Below are 20,940 nucleotides of genomic sequence, written 5' to 3'. Positions count from 1 at the left end.
GATGATCAGCGGTATCAGTCACATCACTTTTGTTGTGAAAGATTTGAATCGGACAGATAAGGTCTTCCGTGAAATACTGGACGCCAAAGAGGTGTATGATAGCGGGGAAGAACATCATTCCTTGTATCGAGAAAGGTTTTACGTAGTAGGCGGTCAATGGATTGCAGTTATGGAAACAGAAGAGATCGTAAACCGAACGTATCATCATGTAGCATTTCAGATTAATCAATCAAGTCTGGCAGAATACAAAAAGAGAATCGAGGAGGCAGGACTGGAAGTGAAACCTTCTCGAAGTCGTATAGGTGGGGAAGGAGAATCCATCTATTTTTATGATTACGACAATAATCTATTCGAACTGCACACGGGTACGCTGCAAGAGCGGTTGGAAGCATACAAAAACGGATGAAGCAAAGTGGCTTCATCCTTGTTCCTGTGCCTCTAAATAAGGCAAAATAACAGCATGGAATGTATCTGGGTTTGTAACAATCCGGTTCAAGTAATAAGGATAATCGTTTGGTGTGATGGACTGCGGTGCAAGAATATCTGCTTGATTGAAGCAGGCTTCTTTAACAGCTCGTGCGACCGCATCATTGGTATTGCCGTATGGATAAGCAAACGTGGTTGGTGTTACGTTCAACTGGTCCTTGATGGTGGTTATACTTTTATCTAAGTCTTTTCGAAAAGCCTTCAAATCTTTGTCATGTAAAAACAGCGGTTTATCGTCTTCAAGTCGATGCATATCGTATGTATGCGAACCTATTGTAGCCAGTCCGCTATCCACCATTTCCTGCAGCTGCGGCCAAGTTGCCATTTGCAAGTTCTGGAAGTCATTGTCGCCCACATGTCCGGCAATAACATATAGCGTAAATGGTACGTTCTCTTGCTCCAGTATCGGAAAAGCATTTTCATACACAGTGCGATCAATATCATCAAAGCTGATCCACACACAGCGTTCAGGAAATTCCCCGTCACGCTGATAATTGCGCAGTTCTTCTGGTGTAACAAATGTGGCATCCAACGCCTTCAGCTTCTGCAGCTGTTCTTCAAAATCATCTGTATAAACACTATAGCGTGTTAATTCATCAGATCGTGTGACAAGAGAGACTGTCTTATTAAAGATAGTCGGCCGCCGCACTCGGTGGTATTTCAATCCAAGACAGCCACCCTTGTTTAAAGCATGATTAATGGTCGTCTCTTCTGCCTCGTTAGCTTCATATAAGTGGATGGCACGAAAGGTGATTAATCCGACAACACATACAGAGGCAAGGATTAGCAAGACTTTTTTCATTTTTCCAGATCCCGCACCGGATTTTTATGGAACTCAATGTAGTTACTTGCCTGCAGTTTCTTAATCGTTTCCAGCGGCATGAGCTCCAGCTTCTCCAAATCATCTACCGTGACGGGCATTGGCTGTTTGCGTCGGGACTTACTGCCAAAGCGTTTCTTGTTATACGTCCGCCAGAAAAGAAAATAGAGAAGAAAAACTAAGAAAATACATATGCCAATCAGCATAAAGGTTCGCACCTCTGCATTTGAAGTCTTAAATACAATTTTTAATACGCCGCTATATCTGTCATTTGTATTAAATAAGGCAGAAGCAAAGAACCACACTACAAACACACTGTAAATCCATATTAATAAAGTGAAAATCAGGCTGATGATAAAACGCGGCAGCGGCTGTTTTTCGAGAATAATTACTTCTTCCTCCCGATCCCGCGGTCTGGGCTTTTCCAAGTCGCATAGCCTCTTTTATAGCGTGATGCAATAGCACGAGGAAGCGCGCTGATGACAACGCCAGTATTGACAATCCAATAGATAGCTGGATACCAAGAGGCCCATAAATAGAACCTTCTTACTTTGTCATACTTTGAATCTATCTGTAAGGAAATAAACAGCTGAATCAAACTCATAAATAAGTGCAAAAGAAGTAAACGTCAGCCAAATGAGCATTTCTTGGAAAGTATCCGCAGTAATCAGAAGTGATACGGTAACGAACAGCCAAGCAAACGCCCAAAAGGTGCTGATCCATTGCTCTAAATACACAATCCATATACGGCGCTGGTTCCAGCGGAAAAGCACACGCCAGTGGCGGAGCATGACTTCCTGGCCGCCTTGTGCCCAACGGACACGCTGCTTCCAGATGCCGCTTATGCTCTCTGGCACGAGCATCCAGCAAAGCGCCCGCGGCTCATAACGAATATCCCAGAAGCGCTGCTGCAATTTCCAGCTTACCGCGATATCCTCTGTAATCATATCCCGATCCCATAACCCAACATCGAGTAAAGCGCGTTTCCGAAATGCCACGACAACTCCAGAAACGGTCATTACTTTACCAAGGATTCGCTGTGTCCGTTTGATAGCTCCGATGATGGAAGAGTACTCCACCAACTGCATCCGACTAAGCAACGTATTACGGTTCCGAATGCGTGGATTACCCGTTACAGCACCTAAGCGTTCTCCTTTATGCAGGAAATGATGAATCAAGTAGTAGGGGGCATCGTTATCAAGAATGGCATCCGAATCCAAGCAAAGCAGGTATTCACCGCGAGCAGCATGCGCACCAAGATGCAGTGCATTCGCTTTACCGCGATTTTCATATGACTGAATCACGCGAATGCTAGGATGTTCTTGGCTGAGCCTTTTCAGTATGGCGGCTGTATTATCTTTGCTGCCATCATTTATTAAAATTATTTCTTTCCGCGGATAATCTAAGCCAAGCAAATTATCCAATGTTTCTTCTATGGTAGCTTGTTCGTTATAACACGGGACCAAAAAACTAATTAGCGGCCAATCGACCTTTTCAAAATCAATTTTTTGATCTTTGTCTCGAAACCAAATGTAAACAAGTGTACCGGCAATCCAAAACAGAGACATAACAAATGGGTACCAAAAGACAAAACTAGCGATACCGTTCAGCCCTGGTACAAAAAGGTTATTGAACAAATTCGTGCCCACCTTCATTATTTCGCAACTGCGTTATCAAATTATAATAGAATGAAAGACAAAAAGCACGAAGTATTTTGTTGATTTTTGTAAAAATAAGTAAAATATCTAGGCTTTTTTAATTGAGTGTGATTGCTCTAGTAGGCAAATTAGATAACAAGGCTCGTAACGCTATAGCAAGACAAAACTTTTCTTAGACTACAAGCCATTTTATATGCTATTTCAGAATTAAAGGGAATACAGTCCTGTAGTAAAAACATCCTTTTAATATGTTAATTTATAGAACTTATACCTTATTTATCTATAAGTTAGAGGGAAATATGTAGAGTAGTAATCAAATGATGAAGCTAGTTTAAATGTTGTAAATCCTTTTTCTACGTCTCTTTTCGTGCTGCTTTCCAGCTGGACATATTGGCAGCACACAAGTCTTTGAAGTGGAGTGTAATTTATACTATAACTTTCTTCACTTCAGAAAAGGCTCCTTTTTTTTGCTACTTATTACTGGTATTGTAAATATTTTGAACGTGTTACCATGTGATTAGTTTTGATTGGAGGATGAACAAATGAATAAAAAATGGATGCTTCTTCTTGGAGCACTGCTTGCAGTATTTGTAATTGGAGGCTGTGGGTCTGATAGTAAGGAAGCCAGCGCAGACGAAGAGGAAAGTTCCGCTGAAGAAACAACAGCGAGTGAAAACAATGAAGATAAAACAAATGAAGAAACAACAGCTGATTCTAAAGCTGCAACTTTCCCTGAACTAATTGATTATATGAAAACGACAACTGATGCGGAAGAAACCAAAGTCTTTTATGAACATACGGAACCTCAAACACACGAAATGGAAGGCGTAGCTGTCTCTCTTGATGCTTATTCACTTGTGGGAATCAAGGATTTCCATACAGATTTCAGTATTCCGTTCGATGACGAGACAAGTGGTGCTGTCATTCTTGCCAAATACACGGTGGAGAATGATTCGGACAAAGAAGTATTTTACATGCCTAGATTTGACTTAACGTACTCGAGCGGACTTGTCTACAATAATGATTACAAAGAACTTCTTCCGGAAGACCAACAGTTGTTTGAAAAATTACCTCCAGATACTAAATATTCGCTTAAAGCTGGTGAATCTATAACGGGATTTGTGGCGTATCCATTTGGAACAGCTGAGTTGGAAACAGTAATGGGTGAAGGTTCTGCGTTAATTGAAGTTCCGGCTGCACAAGCAAAAGCAGCTGATTTTGGAAATCCAATCGGAAAAGAAGGTAAGTTTACGATTAACTTTGATGAAGCAGGAGCAAAAGAAACGGAAAGTAACAAGGAATTTTATCAAGATGCAGTGTCTATAGAAAACATGGGCGACAAGAAAATGATTGAACAAAAAGAAGGTATTGGAGAAAGCAAAGAGCTTGGTGATGCAACCATCACGTTAGACGGTTACCAATTCACTGAATTTAAACCGAATGAAATAGAAGCGCCTCGATTCGAGAATTTTAAAAATGGAATTGCGCTGCTAACGGTAAAATTCAATGTAGATAACAAAGGTTCTGCAAACATTGCATTGGATAATTTACGATCCAACCTGTACGTAAATGATGGCGCTCAATATCAAATGAACGAAGGAATGCTGTCTCCTCATGATTACGGCGAGATTGCTTCAGCAGGAGGAACTGGCGAACTGTTCCAGGTATACGTGCTTGATAAAGAGCAATACGATAAGATTTGGAAAGACAAAGCATTCAATATCGAGCTTGGACCGTTGTATGACGATAATGCGAAAGATGTTTCAAAAGGGAAGAAAGCTGAATTTAAGCTTAAGTAAACCGAGAAACAAGAAACCGATCGGCAGCTGCTGATCGGTTTTGTTTTTGATGAAGTATGTAAGATTAATAAGGTTTAGAAATACCAATTACGTCGTTTTCAGGTGTTATATTGGATTCTTGTTGCTGCAAGTTCCTGTATTGATTGGTGGCGTATGCAAATGTTCCATTATCCTTAATCACGACAACGAGTTCTATATCATCTCTTAACGACATATCTACTGGATCGTGGAATCGCATACCAAGCTTTTCCTTCATATATGTTTCATCCTTGTAGGGAGGGAAGATAATAATTTCTTTCCATTCATAATCAATATGATCTCCAAAATCAAAAGTGTCAGAACTCGCTGTTTGCAGCTGTTCATTAAGACTTGCATCTAATGTTTTATCGTGACTTACATACATTCGAGGCATAATAATCAAGATCACGATGAGAATAAGTACTGCAATTAATGATATGACCAGCAGCATTTTCGTCTTTTTAGCTATAATAATCTGCTCCACTCTGGTTATAAAGTACAAAAGTATTATAATACATTTTGTTTGTTATTTATCATAATTTTAACAATAAAGGAAAACCGAGGATATGAAAAGGCAGAAGCAATTTTATGGAGATTGCTTCTGCCTTTATTTCAAATGAATATTAAGTTTCGGTACTTACTGTTTCTGATTGAGCTTGCTTCCTACTTGTATTGTTACCTTTTTTTAAGAAGAAAGACAAAACCAAGCCGATTGCTGACAGTATGACAGCCGCAAGGAACGCTGCATCCATGCCTGTTACCTGTGCTTTTGCAGGGTTTGTGAAATCACCATATTTAATCGTATTCGTCATGATGGTGATTAAAATGGCTGTACCAATTGAACCGCCAACTTGACGGAAGGTATTGTTCATTGCCGTCGCATGCGGAATCAAATGATTCGGCAAGGCGTTAATCCCCGCAGTGGTTAGCGGCATCATAACAAGTGCTGTACCAGCCATCCGTAATGCATAAATAATTACGATAAAGGTAATCGACGTATCCAGCTCTAGGAAAGCAAACGGAACAGTTGTCGCTGTCATCAGTAAGAAGCCTACAATAGCCAGCGGTTTAGCACCAATTCGGTCAAAGATAGCTCCGACAAATGGCGATAGAACACCCATTACAACAGCTCCGGGCAATAACATTAGACCAGAATGGAAAGCGCTAATATCTCGTAAATTCTGCGTGTACAGCGGTAAAATTGTCTCTGTACCAATCATTAAACCAAAAACAAGCATCCCCATGATGGTAGTAATCGAAAATGTGAAATTCTTAAATACTCTAAACTCCAACAATGGTCTTTCCAACTGCAGCTGGCGAAGAATGAATAAGAGAAGCGACAGCGCCCCTACTCCGAGGGTGCCCATAACCTCCAAATTGACCCAGCCGCTTGTACCGGCAGAACTAAATCCGTATAAAATACCACCAAAACCGATGGAAGAGTAAACAACGGAAAGCACATCAATTTTCGATTCCCGAAGTGTTGTTACATTTTTCATGATGAAAATAGCCAAAATCAAATCAATAACCGCAATCGGCAGTACAATATAGAACAAATAGTGCCAAGAGAAGCTATCTACAATCCAACCGCTAAGTGTCGGCCCAATTGCCGGTGCAAACGCAATCACAAGTCCGAACATACCCATTGCCGTCCCGCGTTTTTCAGGAGGGAAGATGGTAAGGAAGACTGTCTGCATAAGCGGCATCATGATGCCAGCACCAATTGCCTGGATGATACGAGCTAACAGCAGAATACTGAAAGCCGGTGCCACTGCTGCAACAAGTGTCCCGATACTGAAGGTTGTCATGGCAAACAAGAATAACCTTCTGGTCGAATACTTTTCAATTAAGAAGGCCGTGATAGGAATCAAGATCCCGTTCGTCAGCATAAAGGCGGTTGTCAGCCATTGCCCTTCATCCGCGGTAATATCAAAGTCACTCATAATATGAGGAAGCGCTGTAACCAATAACGTTTGGTTCAGTATCGTCACGAAAGCTCCGATTATAAAGATCGTCACTGTCGCTTTTCTGTTTATTTGCATATTCTGTTCCGCCATGTGTATTCCTCCTTCACATGAGTAACCGAATGGATCGGATACTTTCTTTTAGTAATGATTGTTGATCTAAGTACGTCAGCAAAGCTTCCACAAGATAGGCGGCTGGTTTATCTTTTGCTAATTCGTTTTCTAAATGGTCTGCCGCCTCTGTCAAAGTTTCATCTTGCAGCGTATTCGTCGTAACATCCTGGATTTGCAAAAATATTGTATGCATTAACTCAGCTTTACCAGGTGATTCGGGCAAGTCTGCATGGTAATGCAATTGGATATGTTGCTCATCCAAAAGCGGAGCCCGCCGCAGCTTATCTGTTACAATCGCATCCATCACCAGCTTCAGCTCATGCGCTACTTCAGCTGGGTCACGGATAATCACGCCATCCGCCATCATCTTTAAGTAAGGGTTAAGCAAACCGAGCAGATGCAGCGTCATATCCCACTTAAGTGGTTCCACCTTTTCTCCATAGAGATTGAGAAGCATTTCTTGATGCCATCGCATAAGTATAGCCCGCACATTGTTCATATGTCGCTGCAGTTCAGATGACTCCTTAAAAGGAGGGGAGAACATCAACATCTGAATCAAATGCTTGTTTTCTTTAAAAGATTCGATCTCCAACACAATCTTACGCTCAAATCGCGCTTCATCAGATAAACTTTTATCAACCTCAATTAAAGCAGCCATATTTGTCAGCTGCTGATGATTATATTGAAGTAGCTCATCCAATAGCGACTCCTTGGAATCAAACAGCTTATAAATAGAAGCTTTTGATATTTTACAAGCCTCCGCAATCGACTGCATTGACACCTGCTGGAAACCAAATTCCGCAAACTTCTGTTTCGCAGCCAATATGATTTCTGTCTTCCGATCCATCCACATTCCCTCACTTCAAAAACTTATGAGTTTTATAAAAACCATAAAGTTACTATTGGAACTATACGCCCCTATAATTCGGAAGTCAACGCATATGGTATAGGGTACCCGAAATCGCTTTTCCTAAAAGCGTTGACAAGCCCCAACATCTAGAATAAAATAATACAAGACGTCACATTACATAATGATTCCGTAGCTCAGCTGGGAGAGCACTACCTTGACAGGGTAGGGGTCGTTGGTTCGAGTCCAATCGGAATCACTAACTATAAAAAGCTTGAAACCCTTATGTACTAAAGATGTACTAAAGGGTTTCAAGCTTTTTTTGTTTTTCTGGTACAGAGTGATCCAAGGTCGGTGGAGGGGCAAATGCTTACATAAGTATATTAATTGGTGAACGATGAAATATAACGGACCACAATACGAAGTAATTAGAGTGCAACGGAGTCCAGTTGTTTTATTCTTGAAGGGAAATAAACATGAAAGACAGAAGATAATATTAAGTAGCAGTGTCTAAGGCAATCCGTGCTTAGTGACCTAATTATAAAGTATAGTCTTATTGAACTAACGCACCCATTACTTGAAGTGTAACTATTCGCAGAATTGTATCAATCATCTCCAACACTATTTAAAAGGTTAATAAGTCCATTCTCAATGATGAACAATTCACTTTTATAGATAGTGTCTAAGAACAAATCTTTTAATTTATCGGCTGAAATCAATAATCTTTCAACAGTAACTTCATTAGGATGAGTATCAAGAAATGCTTCTATAAAACTAGGACGTAACGTTTCATACGCTTTGAATTGGTGGACCTTTTTACCTTCATTATGTGCCTCTATTTCAAGCACATAATCGCGCATCATCTCTAACATTTTCAATGCATAAATTAAGTTGTTCCGTTTTAGTTCTATATTAAATCTCCTCATACTAAATACAAATTCAAAGGGAATATCCTCATTCACATCATATTTTACAAATTGGGAGGCGAAACGCTCTTGTTCCATATTCATTTCCTCTGATACTCTTCCTGTTTTATCTACAATAACTTTCCATAAAGGAGACCTTACGCTCAAATAAGATGTGGGTAACGTGGAAACGTTAAACTCTAGGCCATTTTCCAAAATGGCGATTATGATATAAACATTTTCTCTATGTCTTTTGTCCTTTATATAGACAGCGCCAAGCTGAGCTAAGCATTGATGGACATAATCCTTTATATGTTCAACATTGGTTGTATCAGTAGTTGAAACCATTAAATCGATATCGGAATAGTCGTCGTTGTAGCCAATTACTCCAGAACCTATCCTAACGATACCCTCAACCAAATCAGAAGATGTCAAATTAGTAATGGTATCGTTATAAAATTTATCCCGAACTTGCGGACTATACATATATTCCCCCCCTAATAATTACTTTGCTTATTAACCTTTTTTGCTCTAATGGTTTGATCAAGCAGTAATATTTATACTTTAAACTTAGATAACCTAAGTCTATCATAGGTTTCCGCACTTGGAATTGAATTTCCTTTTTTATCTTTAGAGTATTGGTAGGAACTCTCTCTAAATACATAAATCGAAGGTGCATTCCTATCCGTATTATATTTATCTATTGAGGATAATAGAAAGTCTCTTTCCTCTTTAGCTACTTCAGAAAGGATAAACGTGACGACACCATCTTGGGATATACTTATAGTAGAGGGTTATTTTTGATTAATAGCGTTTCAGAAATAATAGGTGATTTTGCATCAGTAATTTATTTAGCCTTATGGTGGAAATCTATATGGGGTTATTCAATAGATTTATCGTGCAATTTGTAGTATTGAAGGGGAAGACTATGGCTTGAATGACGTATCCAAATCCATAGATGATGGAATACAGCAGATGGGATACTTCTTGGGATGTTCCTAATGGGGTCAATTACGATTTTAGCTGCCGGATTATTGACGTTTATAATTTTTTTCCTATCTAGGTTTCCTTTTAAATCAAAGGAGGAGAAGAAGTCTTTTTGGAAGACACAGGGGTTTGTTATGTTAGGCTTTGTAATTGTTGCTGCTTTGCTATTTGGTATTCCATATGCCATCCTTGCGTAAAAAAGGAGCTGCATTTTTCCAAACAAAAAGCCCCCGAAGAGATTTGATTCATCCGTTAGTTTCAATGAACCTAAGCGAATGTATAATCATACGATTGAATGGTAAGAACAGATCCAACATACTTTAATCTGAACAGTGGGTCAGAAGAAAGTTAAAGTTTACGCCAGTAAGAATGGAGCCCTATCGGAGTCACTAAATAAACCCTAGATCAGAAACAGATCTAGGGTTTTTCTTTGTTCACTTTTTTCCAGTGTTATTCAAGTTGTTTGAATGGAGTCACTTAAGTAGAACTGCCTCTTTGAGGTAATTAACGTTTTTTTGAGATATTCCATACAGTTCAAAAGAGAAAGGTATACTGTATGTTGTGCGTGTATTGTTACAGCTAGCATGTTTCATCTTCCTGTATCCCTGTCAGCTGCTATGTCATGTAGTTTAGCTAATGATATGTACAAATAACTTATTTTACGGGTTCGTTATCTACATTTAAAATGTGACTTTTATTAAAGGCTGTGATTGCCATAGTAACGAATACTATTGAGGAAACTATGAAAAATTCAAATTTGACAAGCAGGGCCAAAATTATACTTAAAACGCCAATGAAATATAAAGTTTTTGTCACGGGATTCACACTTATTGTAACTGATGAATCATCCTTAACTTCAATCTTATTACTGTATCCACCGCCTTGAACGGTAGTTCTTATATTGACGAAATTGCTGTCCGGCTCAAACTCATAAGTTTCGCCATTTCTAAGTTTAGTTAGCGATTGATCACCTGCATACAATTTAATGCGCGTTAAACCACCATAAAAATTCTTTTGCCGAGTAACTTTAATTGTCATGTAGAAAACCACCTTTATAAAAATACCTTAAAAATATATCATAATTTACCAATAATTGCTATACGAGTTTATCACTGCTTTAGTTCGCAAAGGTGAGGGAAGAAAGCAGATATTAAGACAAACCTACATGAGGAATATACAGGTTTCCTTGAGAGATGCTTCACACATAGAAATCTAGAAACCTAAGATTAAAAACTGTATCGTATAAATTCTTTAGTAAGCAAACATTCGAATCAAACGGGCAACCTATCTGTATGAAAGGTGAAAAAATCGACTTTTTAGGCAATGTTTTTTTAATTTCCCACTCAAAAATTCAGAAATTGGATGTAACGCTCTGGATGTAGTGAATGGCTATGGCTTGCTTGAATTAATTTGATCTACAGCAATTTGCCTGATTGTTCATTGTATGTCACCTATACCTAAAGAAGGGGCTGTCAAATAGGCAGCCCCTAATGCGTTAAATGGCAATAATGTGTAAGACTTAGTTCTAGATACTAGTGTTGAAATGTTATTATAGGTTTTATTACATATTGAATGGTCTGATGGCTTATGGCATATTCAGCAGTATATATTCACATAAGAAAGGAGAGAGTGTGTGTCTAACTATATAACAGTTAAAAATAAGAAAATCTATTATGAGGTTCATGGTGATGCCCATCTACCTGTATGTTTGTATTTACACGGCGGACCAGGAGCTGGTTCCTATGATTTTATTGAACATCAAGGTCAAGAGCTTTCAAAATTTCTGAAGATAATTGCAATTGATCAAAGAGGGGTGTTACGTTCGGATCCAATTAAGGATGAAGAGCCGTTCGGAATTCATGATTTAATAGATGATTGCGAATCTATCCGTGACCAACTTGGTATAGAAAAGTGGGGAATCATTGGTCATTCAGTTGGTGGTTATTTGGCTGTGCAATATCAATTGAAATATCCTGAGAAGGTGACATATCTTTTGTTGGAATGCCCGACGCTTGATCTGGGTAGTTCTGCTCGCTCACTAATTGCAGGAGCGCTTCAGGAGTACGAACGATTAGGAAAATATGAAAAGATCAATGAATACTATGCTGCTTCAAGTATAAGAGATACTGAAAAAGTTTGGGAAAAATGTATAGAGGTTCTTATTGATTTGGATGAATATAAAGACAATTTGTATGTCCATGGAGAAGATAAACATTTTTTTGATTATCTTGTTGAAAACTCTGGTATTCCACAAGAAAATTGGGAACGGGCATATAATCATCAACAAAAGCTCTATCAAGAAGGGGAAATATTTGAATCTTTGTTACCGCAACTCGATTCTGTTACTTGTCCGATGCTACTAATTAAAGGTGAATATGATTGGGTAACCAGTAAAAATCAACTGACTGCATTTGCAAATGGTCAGGCCAACCGTAAGATAGCTATGTTTAGTCAAAGCGGACATTTTCCGAGGTTCGAGGAACCTGAAAAGTATGTAAGGGTAATACGAGAATTCATAACTTAATAATTTATTCGAACCTTGGGATATTAAGTAGATATCATGAATTCAAATTTCTTTTGTTTATATGAAAGGGACAAATAAAAAAAGACTCCATATGGAGTCTTTTTTTATAATTAACCTTTGTTTACGTTAACAGCTTGAGGTCCGCGTTGACCTTGTTCGATTTCGAAAGATACTTTTTGACCTTCGTCTAAAGATTTGAAGCCTTCGCCTTGGATAGCGCTGAAATGTACGAATACATCGTCTCCGCCTTCAACTTCGATGAAACCGAAACCTTTGTCTGCGTTAAACCATTTTACTGTACCTTGTTCCATAGTATTGCCTCCTGTGGTGGGATGTCCCACACTTATATTACTACCCTTGTTTTTAAGATAAAAAATTCTAAAGGAGAGATCTCTCTTCTCGCAAATTTTACACCGAACAAAAATAATTAACCTTAGTATAGCACCTATTACTCAATATAGCAAATGCGTATAGTATTTAATTTTTTTCATACATATTTTCTACTTCTCGTTATTATATCTGTAATTACACTCCTGCTATGTAAGATGATTTTTTTCGCTGTTGTATCACAGTTCTGGACAACTAGTGTAAGAAGACAGAGCAGTGACAGTTAGCATTGGCATTTATAAGATGTTTTTCTTTTGGGGAGGCATTAATGGAATACAAACAAACCTTTCTAGTATATTTAATTATTATTCTAATGATGTATCAAGAAAAAAGCAGAGGTGAAATTTCTCTGCTTTTTTTATCTTGTCACTGTATTAAAGAAAATTTCTTTTGTAATTAACCGACTGGATCATCATCATTTCGCTTTCTCACGATTAAGATTGTAAAAAGAGATAAACACGCAATGAAAGCTGGTAAGATAAACTCAATTATGTACGGGAGATTAATAACATCACAAATTATTAATGCGGCTCCGCCAAAAGCGTAAAAGATGATAGATGCTTTGTGATTGTTTTTGAATCCTGCTGGTGCAATTAACCATTTGTATTTATCTTTGTCTACGATGATTAATAGTGCAGCGGTAATGCCGATAACTCCTATAAAAACAAACTCATTTTATTCATCCTTATTCTTTTCTGATACTTTCACTTTTCCATATAAAGGATCTAAGGTTATTTGATACAATTTTCTCGTAATTGATATGAAAACTATCTATTTGGGTTGAACAGAAAGAGGAAATTGGAATGTATTGATTTGTCATATAAAGAGATAAGACTATTTTTCGATTACTAACCGCGGATTTGAAATATAACATAGCAACAGACTACTAAAGGAACCTGGGTAATCAAGCACCTTTTCTTATGTATTTAATTGATTTTTTCTTATAGTCCAAGTGAACCATTAAAATTAAAAATAGTAAAAGAACAACCATTGCAAGTGGTTCTAACCATAGAATTTTCACATCTAAAAATAGTCCTAAAAGCATAATTATTACCGAAATTATTGGTGCCATTGCATAAAATGATTTCGCATTATAAAACCAACCATAAGGAAAGAAGTGAGCTCCTGTTATGATTGCAAATAACATAATGGCGTTACTCGGGCTTTCTATAATTCCCCAAAAAAGAATAGGAAAGTAGATCAGCTGAGCAAGATTTAAATATAAACCTAGATCGCCCAATGGATTATCTTTGGATTTCCAATCAGCTTTTATTAAATTGGAAATGCCAACGGATAATGGAAACATTAGGCCTGTTGCAAATAACATAAAGATGTTTTTCTGGTTTAACTCTAAAGGCAGCATAAACAATATAGTGATGATGCTCCAGATGACAACAGCTGATAGTAAAAATCCTATCCCGTTTTTACTTTTGACTGATAATTCATTTCTAATTCTTGTTATCTCCAAGCAATTTCCTCCTTTTTTAACCAACCTGCTATATTGATTATAGAAATTATTCAATATATTACCAACTATTTTATCATAATACTTCCAGAATGCTTCAAAAAAATAGCCCACTTATTTTTAAGTGAACTAGTAGAAGGAAACTTGTTATGGTTATTCGCTGTCCAGATAACAAGATGCTCTATTAACGTGAATATTTTAGTGATTAACCTTGTTGTTGCGGTTTGCGTTTAAGTAATTAGCCGCTTCCGTTTTTGCTTGTTGTGCTGCTGCCGCAGAGATTTCCTCAGGACAATGAAAAAGGTGTTTGGGCGTTAAGAATGTGATAATGGCTACAACAAGGAAGCCGAATAAGAACAATAACATGTTTATATCTCCTTACCTTTTCGTTTGTACTCATTATAAGAATCTCTTGTGTACATCATGTGTTGTTCTCGCCTAATTTTAAATATAAATGCGAAATTTCAAGTTGACTGTCAGCATTTCTTTCATAAGACGATAGACGAACTGATCTGACACTTCTAGTCAGGAGGAAAGACGGTGATAACAGAAACTTTCGCTAATACAGGGATTCAGCGTGCTAATGTAGAAATCCTTTTTGAGGGATTTGGGCAATATCTTTTTCATTTCTTTGCCTGAATAGGATTGGGTTAAAAGAAGGGAAACCCGAGCGATCGTTATTACAAGTAATGAAAATTAATTTTTCGTACCCTTTATTAATCGCTTCGTAAATAACAGTTAGATTGGAGATCCAAACATGGACTATCAATACCTTGGTAAATCTGGTTTAAGAGTGAGCAGGCTTTGTTTAGGCACAATGAATTTTGGAACTGCCACAGACGAAAAGGAAGCATTTCGTATTATGGATGCGGCACTTGATGCTGGCATCAATTTCTTTGATACAGCCAATGTTTATGGTGGTGAAAATGCTGGTCTGACGGAATCCATTATCGGCAAATGGTTTAAGCAAGGTGGAGGAAGGAGAGAGAAAGTGGTGCTGGGTACAAAGGTTTACGGGTCCATGCATGATGTTTTAGATGGTCCGAATGATCAATCGGGATTGTCAGCATATAAGATACGGCGACATCTTGAAGCATCGCTTGAACGCTTGCAAACTGATCATGTCGAGTTGTACCAAATGCACCACATTGATCCTGCCGTCACTTGGGAAGAGTTATGGGGAGCATTTGAAATAGGTATCAGCCAAGGGAAAATCGGTTATGTTGGTTCAAGTAATTTTGCGGCATGGCAACTTGCTGTGGCACAGGGTGCTGCTAAGAACCGTCATTTTCTCGGTCTTGTGTCAGAACAGCATAAATACAATTTGAACTGTCGGTATGCTGAATTAGAAGTACTTCCCGCAGCAAAACAACTCGGTATCGGTATCATCACATGGAGTCCGCTGGATGGGGGGTTGCTCGGTCGGAATGCACTTAAAAAATTGCCTGGAAGTCGCAGTGGAGACATTGCTGAAAAAATAAACGCGCAGCGAACACAATTGGAACAATTCAAAAGTCTGTGTGAAGAATTAGGAAAATCCCAAGATACAGTTTCTCTGGCGTGGCAGCTTGCTAATCCCGCTGTAACGGCACCGATTATCGGGCCGCGTACGGTTGAACAGCTTGAGAGTGCTTTTGCTGCTCTTGAAACGACTCTAGGTCCAGCTGCTTTACAACGTTTGGATGAGATTTTCCCAGGTCCCGGTGGCCCCGCTCCGCAAGCCTATGCTTGGTAAGCAGAAATGATTCTTTAGCGAAAAGATTTGAAGGAGGGGTAATTTGCCCTCCTTTTCTTTGTGCTTGCAAATTAAATTTGAGCTGTTCTACCAATTCCAGTATAGTAAGACGTATAGTATTCGAGATAAGAATAGGTGGAATTTCTTATGACAAACCGGGTGTTCATGGATGAGTGGTTGGCACTGGACAACTTACAAATAAAAATAAAAAAGGAATTGGAAACAGTTCTTCAAAAAGAGTACAGCCTATCAATCAAAGAGTTTTATGTTTTATACTATCTTTCCAAAGCTCCTGAAAAAAAGCTTCGCTTACAGCAGTTGCAGGAATTGATAGGTTTGAGTCAAAGTGCACTTTCCAGGTTGGTTGGTAATATGGAAGCGAGCGACTGTGGTGCTTTGCAAAAGAAGGAATGTACAGATGACCGCAGAGGAACGTATACGCAGCTTACAGAGATAGGGGAGCAAAAACTGCAGCGTGGCTTGGAAGCATTTCATGAAGTTCTAAAGTCGAACCTTTCTGCAGTTGATTCGGAAGGTATCATACAGCAATTATTGCAGAAACTATAATAACAATGATTTAAAGGTACCTAAAAGGGTACTTTTTTTGATGAAGTCTATAAATTGACAGAACGATTTAGAAACGGTAAATTAAATGCATGTGTAATGCATGTATTTAAATAGAGGAGTGTTAAACATGGAAAATTTGTTTAGTACATACAAAATAAAGAATCTCGAACTGAAAAACAGAGTTGTTATGCCGCCGATGTGTCAATATTCCGTTGAAAAGAAAGACGGTATCGCGAATGAGTGGCATTATCAGCATTATGTCAGCCGAGCAGTTGGCGGAACAGGATTAATTATCGTAGAGATGACAGATGTAGAGCCTGACGGACGAATTACGGATTATGATTTAGGTTTATGGTCGGATGAGCAAGTCCCAGCTCTGACAAGAATTGTAGACGCAGTGCACAGTCATGGCGCTAAAGTTGCCATTCAAATTGCACATGCTGGACGTAAAGCAGAGGATGCAGCAGAGCCAGTAGCTCCATCTGCGATTCCGTTTGATGAGAACTCCAAAACACCTCGAGCACTTACAACGGACGAAGTGAAAGGAATGGTAGAGAAATTCCGTTTGGCAGTAAGACGTGCCGTAAAAGCCGGGTTTGATGCAATTGAAATTCATGGTGCACACGGCTACCTAATCCACCAGTTTCATTCTCCGCTTACGAACAAGCGTGATGATGAATATGGTCAAGATTTAACGAAATTCGGCCGTGAAGTTATTGAGGCAGCCAAAGCGGAAATGCCAGCTGATATGCCGTTAATTATGCGAATCTCCGCAAAAGAATATGTGGAAGGCGGGTATGGTATTGAGGAAAGTATCGAGTTCGCCAAAGCATATAAAGATGCGGGAGCAGATGTGTTTGATATTTCTTCTGGCGGTGAAGGCCAGATCGCTGCGTGGGGAAGACCAGGAACACATGCAGCTTACCAAGTGCCATTAGCACGTCAAATTAAAGAAGCACTACAAGTTCCAGTAATGGCAGTCGGCAGACTTGATGACCCAACATTGGCTAACGCTGTTATCGGAAACGAAGAAGCAGATCTTGTCCAAGTTGGAAGAGGTATGCTGCGAAATCCATACTGGACTTTGGAAGCAGCGAAACAGTTGCGAAAAGAGACTGATGTACCGAAGCAGTATGAAGCTGGATTTTAAGTAGAATATGCATTTGTCGCCCGCCTGCTAAACAGGCGGGCTTTTATTTTAGGGATGCAGTTTCATGTTTCTGAGTCTGTGTGGGTTATGCTGCAACAGCCAGTTGTCAGCTTCTCTAACCAGCCATTCTTCCAACTCATCTAGAAAAGCCACTAATTGCTTCCAATCTGAAACTGGATTAATCGCATATTCAAGCGCTTGCCTCATATTGGGTTTGTACTGCGGATAGTGTTTAGCAAATACTTCATAAGCAGGGTATAAATCTCGCGTGTAGCGTTTTTCATAGTCCAGTACGAAAGCAAGGCCAGCTCTGACGATAATCTTCATAATCCAGCTGCAGCAATCTAAAACATCCTCCTTATCTTCATTATCTTGAAGTTCCATTTTCGCCTGTTCAATCTGGTTCTGTAAATGGACAATGTGATGGTTAGCTATCGCCTTATCAGCACTATAAGAAGGAAAATACAGGCTGACATCTTCGCCAAATGCGCATATACTATGTGTTTTGATCATGAATGGAATGATGGAAAAAGTATCGGTATCGCAGATGTCCTCGATAGGATAAAAGCTCATTTCAATACCGTTCACACAAGGGAAGCTGTTATTTAATTCTTCTTCGGCGCTGCTAACCCAAGCTAGATCTATATCATCTGTTCTCTGCTTCGTGATACAAATTGTATCTAAATCAGAAACTCCTAAGATCCCCAGACCACGCGGAATAGACCCTCGTATGTAGATGCTATGCAGACTTGGACCTAGCATGTTTTTATAAGTAAGTATAACCTTCTCAATTAAATCTTTATAAACAGATGCAATTTTCGTTTGATTTGCTTCGTTTATGATGTAACCGCCATCATCATTTGCACAAAAGCGGCCAATTTTTTTGATTTGTGTCAATGTACATCTCCTAATCTTCAATAAGTATCTGTAAAACTACGTGTCTAACTCCTATTATAGTTATGTTAGACTTGTCATATCAAAACAATATAAAAGTAAAAGGCGGGGATACGCTTTGAATATCTTATGGGATTTCGATGGAACATTATTTGATACTTATCCAGCTTATACACGTGCGTTCTCGGCAGTAGTTGGTGAGGACATCCCGGAGAAGGAAATCTACCAAAAATTAAAAGTTTCGTTCGCACATGCAGCGCGATATTATGACGTTTCGAGTGAAAAAGAAGCTGAAATAAAAGAGATTATTAAGAAACTGGTCCCGACTGATTTAAAGCCATTAGATCAAATTGAAGAGGTATTGAAATTTGCAGACAAGAATGTGATTATGACGCATAAAAAGAGAGCACAAGTTCTAGCCATTCTGCAGTACTACGGATGGGAAAAGTACTTTGTCGACATGGTAGCCGGTGATGATGGTTTTCCGCGGAAGCCAAATGCGGCTTCTTATAAGTACTTACATAACAGACATGGCATTGATTTGGCAATCGGCGATAGAGAACTGGACTTACTTCCAGCAAAGGAATTGGGCATTCGTACATGTATGTTTCAGGGCCAGTGTGAAGCAGCGGATTACCAGTTAGAGAATTATGCTGATTTCTTTAAATTGGATTTCTTAGTTAGTAAGTAATGAGCAGCAAATTTATAGATTAGTAACACTGTACAAGATGAATATTGGATAAGAATCCTCTCCATCTTTTTGATTTCATCCTGTTACTGCTAATTCCTTTCTATAACAAGGGATACTTCCATCTCGTACTTCAAACTTTTGAAATCTATCATCAATGGGCAAATAGGTAAAGATAGGGTAAGAGAGTCTCTAGAGGGCATGTTTCCTAATTAGCAGCCAGCTATCTTTACTCGCGATAAAAACTAAAGTGCTATTCTCTTTTTCTGTCTAGATAATATCATAAATGTTGAAATATGCTAACTCAAATATATTGAAAGTTCCCACTAATATATACACCTTAACACGGAGGAGGAGTATGAATGATTATGAGCAATAGAGTAGTTATTGGCGCAGGAGACTATATGAATAACCCGGGCTGGATTCATACACAAAAAGATGAGTTAAATCTATTGGACGAGCAAACATGGCAAAAAAGATTCAGCAAGGCTTCTCTAAAGGCTATTTTAGCGGAACATGTGTGGGAGCATCTTACGTTTGAAGAAGGGGTAGCTGCTGCAAAAGTTTGTTTTAACTATCTAGAGCCATCTGGCTATATTCGATGTGCGGTACCAGACGGCTATTTTCCTGATGAAGCGTATCAGAATATGGTGCAGGTTGGAGGCCCTGGACCCAAAGACCATACAGCGGCAAGTCATAAAATTGTCTATAACTACAAGTCGCTGACTAATATGTTCACGATGGCCGGATTTAAGGTTACGCTGCTTGAGTATTGTGATAAAAAAGGAAATTTTCATGAGAAATCGTGGGATGGAGCTGATGGAGTTATTTTTCGCTCTAAAAAGTATGATCCTCGAAATCAAGGTGAAAAACTGGTTGCTCCTTCTTTAATAGTAGACGCTAGTAAACAGGAGAAATAGGATGAAGGAAATCATTCATTTAAAATCTTATAAGTATCCCAATATTCCGCACTATGAATGGAGAGGACATTTGCTTCACAAAACGCCAGATTACGCTATGGTGCTTTGTGAAAAAGGAAGAGAGCTGAAACACCATACGAAGGGCATTACATTTACAATAGATCTCACATCACTGGAATACTTCTTTTTTAAGGAAGGTTTTACTGTCGCGATGGAGATAGGAGCAGGAGAAATACGCTCTTATTATTGTAATATTGCTACGCCGTCGGTATGGAATGGAGATGAAATCCATTATATCGACCTAGACCTGGACGTAATCAGGAAGAAAAATGAGAAGTGGCAAGTTATAGATAAAGAAGAATTCGAATCAAATGCTATAAAATATGGCTATCCCTCCGAACTGAAGGACTACGCTTTAAAGTCACTGAAGTTGCTGCAGAATAAGATCAACACAGCTTCGTTTCCTTTTGACGGAAGTGGATTGGACTACTTGTCTGAACACAGAATATTTCTCTTATAGAAGTGAAGTCATTATTTCGTGTTCCTCAGTTTTCTCCTAATATAATGTGTCTCCAAAAGGTACCTCTTGTAGGTATCTTTTCTTTTGGCGCATACCTTTCTAATTTACCGTAATCATTTGATGATTCGATAGAGTACGCTCTTTAGGCAAATACAACTAAACTAATAGTTGTATTTGTGCTAACGGTTTTCGATGCCTTTTCGAGGTGTTTCATTCTTAAAAGTAGACATACATAATGTTCCAATATGTAAGAAATAAATGACAATTTCTGTTAGAGGTGTTGTTTGTGTTACATAACAAATTAGTAATTTGTCGGGCGGAAAAAGATTGGACACAAGAACAATTAGCTAGAAAGATGGGTGTCAGTCGTCAAACTATCGCAACGCTTGAAAAAATAAGTATAACCCTTCATTATTCTAGCTTTCAAAATTGCAAATGCTTTTGAGAAATCAATAACCGATGTTTTTTATTATAGGAAGGAGAATCAAGATG

General features: G+C 38.7%; 21 protein-coding genes, 1 tRNA gene and 1 pseudogene. 11 read left to right on the top strand and 12 right to left on the bottom strand.

The window, feature by feature from the left end; genetic code table 11:
* Nucleotide 1 precedes the first annotated feature (1 nt).
* Nucleotides 2-406, top strand: a complete 405-nt coding sequence (gene fosX / locus B1K52_RS16330; RefSeq protein ID WP_077310635.1) for a FosX/FosE/FosI family fosfomycin resistance hydrolase — start codon at nucleotides 2-4, stop codon at nucleotides 404-406.
* A 12-nt stretch (nucleotides 407-418) separates the two neighbouring features.
* On the opposite strand, the gene B1K52_RS16325 is transcribed toward fosX, so the two are convergent.
* The 3 genes from B1K52_RS16325 to pgaC form a co-directional block, all read right to left on the bottom strand.
* Nucleotides 419-1,288, bottom strand: a complete 870-nt coding sequence (locus tag B1K52_RS16325; RefSeq protein ID WP_077310125.1) for a polysaccharide deacetylase family protein — start codon at nucleotides 1,286-1,288, stop codon at nucleotides 419-421.
* Nucleotides 1,285-1,734, bottom strand: coding sequence for a poly-beta-1,6-N-acetyl-D-glucosamine biosynthesis protein PgaD (gene pgaD, locus B1K52_RS16320; RefSeq protein WP_077310123.1), 450 nt, complete (start codon nucleotides 1,732-1,734; stop codon nucleotides 1,285-1,287). The genes B1K52_RS16325 and pgaD overlap by 4 nt, the downstream gene beginning before the upstream one ends.
* A 126-nt stretch (nucleotides 1,735-1,860) precedes the next feature.
* Entirely contained in the window at nucleotides 1,861-2,943 is a 1,083-nt protein-coding gene (gene pgaC / locus B1K52_RS16315; RefSeq protein ID WP_256855944.1) for a poly-beta-1,6-N-acetyl-D-glucosamine synthase, read from the bottom strand.
* Between the two features lie 563 nt (nucleotides 2,944-3,506).
* Between pgaC and B1K52_RS16310 the strand changes: the two genes are divergently transcribed.
* Entirely contained in the window at nucleotides 3,507-4,763 is a 1,257-nt protein-coding gene (locus B1K52_RS16310; protein ID WP_256855943.1) for a DUF5068 domain-containing protein, read from the top strand.
* A 64-nt stretch (nucleotides 4,764-4,827) separates the two neighbouring features.
* On the opposite strand, the gene B1K52_RS16305 is transcribed toward B1K52_RS16310, so the two are convergent.
* The 3 genes from B1K52_RS16305 to B1K52_RS16295 form a co-directional block, all read right to left on the bottom strand.
* Nucleotides 4,828-5,232: a hypothetical protein gene (locus B1K52_RS16305; RefSeq protein ID WP_077310120.1), complete on the bottom strand. Its 405-nt coding sequence runs from the start codon at nucleotides 5,230-5,232 to the stop codon at nucleotides 4,828-4,830.
* A 172-nt stretch (nucleotides 5,233-5,404) separates the two neighbouring features.
* The gene (locus tag B1K52_RS16300; RefSeq protein ID WP_143588904.1) at nucleotides 5,405-6,838 is read right to left on the bottom strand and encodes an MDR family MFS transporter; all 1,434 of its coding nucleotides are present in this window, start codon (nucleotides 6,836-6,838) and stop codon (nucleotides 5,405-5,407) included.
* 13 nt (nucleotides 6,839-6,851) lie between these two features.
* Nucleotides 6,852-7,706, bottom strand: coding sequence for a TetR/AcrR family transcriptional regulator (locus tag B1K52_RS16295; RefSeq protein ID WP_179106585.1), 855 nt, complete (start codon nucleotides 7,704-7,706; stop codon nucleotides 6,852-6,854).
* Nucleotides 7,707-7,892: 186 nt separating this feature from the next.
* Here B1K52_RS16295 and B1K52_RS16290 point away from each other — a divergent pair.
* Nucleotides 7,893-7,965: transfer RNA gene (locus B1K52_RS16290), tRNA-Val, on the top strand.
* A gap of 346 nt (nucleotides 7,966-8,311) precedes the next feature.
* Here the strand turns inward: B1K52_RS16290 and B1K52_RS16285 are convergent.
* Nucleotides 8,312-9,097: an aminoglycoside 6-adenylyltransferase gene (locus tag B1K52_RS16285; RefSeq protein ID WP_077310114.1), complete on the bottom strand. Its 786-nt coding sequence runs from the start codon at nucleotides 9,095-9,097 to the stop codon at nucleotides 8,312-8,314.
* 1,155 nt (nucleotides 9,098-10,252) lie between these two features.
* Nucleotides 10,253-10,636 carry a hypothetical protein gene (locus tag B1K52_RS16270; protein WP_077310108.1) on the bottom strand — a complete coding sequence of 128 codons (384 nt, stop codon included), beginning with the start codon at nucleotides 10,634-10,636 and terminating at the stop codon, nucleotides 10,253-10,255.
* Between the two features lie 595 nt (nucleotides 10,637-11,231).
* On the opposite strand from B1K52_RS16270, the gene B1K52_RS16265 reads away from it, so the two are divergent.
* Nucleotides 11,232-12,122: an alpha/beta fold hydrolase gene (locus tag B1K52_RS16265; RefSeq protein ID WP_077310106.1), complete on the top strand. Its 891-nt coding sequence runs from the start codon at nucleotides 11,232-11,234 to the stop codon at nucleotides 12,120-12,122.
* A 110-nt stretch (nucleotides 12,123-12,232) separates the two neighbouring features.
* Here the strand turns inward: B1K52_RS16265 and B1K52_RS16260 are convergent, their stop codons facing one another.
* The 3 genes from B1K52_RS16260 to B1K52_RS18065 all read right to left on the bottom strand — a co-directional run bounded on the left by B1K52_RS16260 (nucleotide 12,233) and on the right by B1K52_RS18065 (nucleotide 14,340).
* On the bottom strand, nucleotides 12,233-12,433 hold the full coding sequence (locus B1K52_RS16260) for a cold-shock protein (protein ID WP_077310104.1): 201 nt from the start codon (nucleotides 12,431-12,433) through the stop codon (nucleotides 12,233-12,235).
* A 980-nt stretch (nucleotides 12,434-13,413) separates the two neighbouring features.
* Entirely contained in the window at nucleotides 13,414-13,977 is a 564-nt protein-coding gene (locus B1K52_RS16255) for a DUF7010 family protein (protein WP_077310102.1), read from the bottom strand.
* A gap of 195 nt (nucleotides 13,978-14,172) precedes the next feature.
* Nucleotides 14,173-14,340: a hypothetical protein gene (locus B1K52_RS18065; RefSeq protein ID WP_179106584.1), complete on the bottom strand. Its 168-nt coding sequence runs from the start codon at nucleotides 14,338-14,340 to the stop codon at nucleotides 14,173-14,175.
* Nucleotides 14,341-14,731: 391 nt separating this feature from the next.
* On the opposite strand from B1K52_RS18065, the gene B1K52_RS16250 reads away from it, so the two are divergent.
* The 3 genes from B1K52_RS16250 (at nucleotide 14,732) to B1K52_RS16240 (ending at nucleotide 17,426) form a co-directional block, all read left to right on the top strand.
* Complete coding sequence (locus B1K52_RS16250) at nucleotides 14,732-15,709, top strand: aldo/keto reductase (RefSeq protein ID WP_077310100.1); 978 nt, start codon at nucleotides 14,732-14,734, stop codon at nucleotides 15,707-15,709.
* Between the two features lie 147 nt (nucleotides 15,710-15,856).
* Nucleotides 15,857-16,276 (top strand): MarR family winged helix-turn-helix transcriptional regulator, encoded by a 420-nt coding sequence (locus B1K52_RS16245; protein WP_077310098.1) that lies wholly within the window; start codon nucleotides 15,857-15,859, stop codon nucleotides 16,274-16,276.
* A gap of 127 nt (nucleotides 16,277-16,403) precedes the next feature.
* The gene (locus B1K52_RS16240) at nucleotides 16,404-17,426 is read left to right on the top strand and encodes an NADH:flavin oxidoreductase/NADH oxidase (protein WP_077310096.1); all 1,023 of its coding nucleotides are present in this window, start codon (nucleotides 16,404-16,406) and stop codon (nucleotides 17,424-17,426) included.
* 48 nt (nucleotides 17,427-17,474) lie between these two features.
* Here B1K52_RS16240 and B1K52_RS16235 read toward each other — a convergent pair whose 3' ends face one another.
* Nucleotides 17,475-18,323 carry a nucleotidyltransferase gene (locus tag B1K52_RS16235; RefSeq protein WP_077310093.1) on the bottom strand — a complete coding sequence of 283 codons (849 nt, stop codon included), beginning with the start codon at nucleotides 18,321-18,323 and terminating at the stop codon, nucleotides 17,475-17,477.
* 115 nt (nucleotides 18,324-18,438) lie between these two features.
* Here B1K52_RS16235 and B1K52_RS16230 point away from each other — a divergent pair, with 115 nt between their 5' ends.
* The 4 genes and pseudogenes from B1K52_RS16230 to B1K52_RS16215 all read left to right on the top strand — a co-directional run.
* Nucleotides 18,439-19,011, top strand: a complete 573-nt coding sequence (locus B1K52_RS16230) for an HAD-IA family hydrolase (RefSeq protein ID WP_077310091.1) — start codon at nucleotides 18,439-18,441, stop codon at nucleotides 19,009-19,011.
* A 365-nt stretch (nucleotides 19,012-19,376) separates the two neighbouring features.
* Entirely contained in the window at nucleotides 19,377-19,928 is a 552-nt protein-coding gene (locus B1K52_RS16225) for a class I SAM-dependent methyltransferase (protein ID WP_373022578.1), read from the top strand.
* Nucleotide 19,929: 1 nt separating this feature from the next.
* Nucleotides 19,930-20,448, top strand: a complete 519-nt coding sequence (locus tag B1K52_RS16220; RefSeq protein ID WP_077310087.1) for a DUF402 domain-containing protein — start codon at nucleotides 19,930-19,932, stop codon at nucleotides 20,446-20,448.
* Nucleotides 20,449-20,734: 286 nt separating this feature from the next.
* Nucleotides 20,735-20,940 (top strand): annotated as a pseudogene (locus tag B1K52_RS16215) (helix-turn-helix transcriptional regulator); the annotation flags it as partial.

The organism is Terribacillus halophilus (assembly GCF_900162685.1).
In the GTDB taxonomy this organism is placed as follows: domain Bacteria; phylum Bacillota; class Bacilli; order Bacillales; family Amphibacillaceae; genus Terribacillus; species Terribacillus halophilus_A.
The sequence above is the reverse complement of the archived record's forward strand: the minus strand, read 5'-3'. Positions and strand labels throughout refer to the sequence as shown.

Coding starts and splice junctions, on each gene's coding strand:
- fosX (WP_077310635.1), top strand. CDS start 2: ATGATCAGCGGTATCAGTCACATCACTTTTGTTGTGAAAGATTTGAAT.
- B1K52_RS16325 (WP_077310125.1), bottom strand. CDS start 1,288: ATGAAAAAAGTCTTGCTAATCCTTGCCTCTGTATGTGTTGTCGGATTA.
- B1K52_RS16310 (WP_256855943.1), top strand. CDS start 3,507: ATGAATAAAAAATGGATGCTTCTTCTTGGAGCACTGCTTGCAGTATTT.
- B1K52_RS16305 (WP_077310120.1), bottom strand. CDS start 5,232: ATGCTGCTGGTCATATCATTAATTGCAGTACTTATTCTCATCGTGATC.
- B1K52_RS16300 (WP_143588904.1), bottom strand. CDS start 6,838: ATGGCGGAACAGAATATGCAAATAAACAGAAAAGCGACAGTGACGATC.
- B1K52_RS16295 (WP_179106585.1), bottom strand. CDS start 7,706: ATGGATCGGAAGACAGAAATCATATTGGCTGCGAAACAGAAGTTTGCG.
- B1K52_RS16285 (WP_077310114.1), bottom strand. CDS start 9,097: ATGTATAGTCCGCAAGTTCGGGATAAATTTTATAACGATACCATTACT.
- B1K52_RS16270 (WP_077310108.1), bottom strand. CDS start 10,636: ATGACAATTAAAGTTACTCGGCAAAAGAATTTTTATGGTGGTTTAACG.
- B1K52_RS16260 (WP_077310104.1), bottom strand. CDS start 12,433: ATGGAACAAGGTACAGTAAAATGGTTTAACGCAGACAAAGGTTTCGGT.
- B1K52_RS18065 (WP_179106584.1), bottom strand. CDS start 14,340: ATGTTATTGTTCTTATTCGGCTTCCTTGTTGTAGCCATTATCACATTC.
- B1K52_RS16250 (WP_077310100.1), top strand. CDS start 14,732: ATGGACTATCAATACCTTGGTAAATCTGGTTTAAGAGTGAGCAGGCTT.
- B1K52_RS16245 (WP_077310098.1), top strand. CDS start 15,857: ATGACAAACCGGGTGTTCATGGATGAGTGGTTGGCACTGGACAACTTA.
- B1K52_RS16240 (WP_077310096.1), top strand. CDS start 16,404: ATGGAAAATTTGTTTAGTACATACAAAATAAAGAATCTCGAACTGAAA.
- B1K52_RS16225 (WP_373022578.1), top strand. CDS start 19,377: ATGAGCAATAGAGTAGTTATTGGCGCAGGAGACTATATGAATAACCCG.
- B1K52_RS16220 (WP_077310087.1), top strand. CDS start 19,930: ATGAAGGAAATCATTCATTTAAAATCTTATAAGTATCCCAATATTCCG.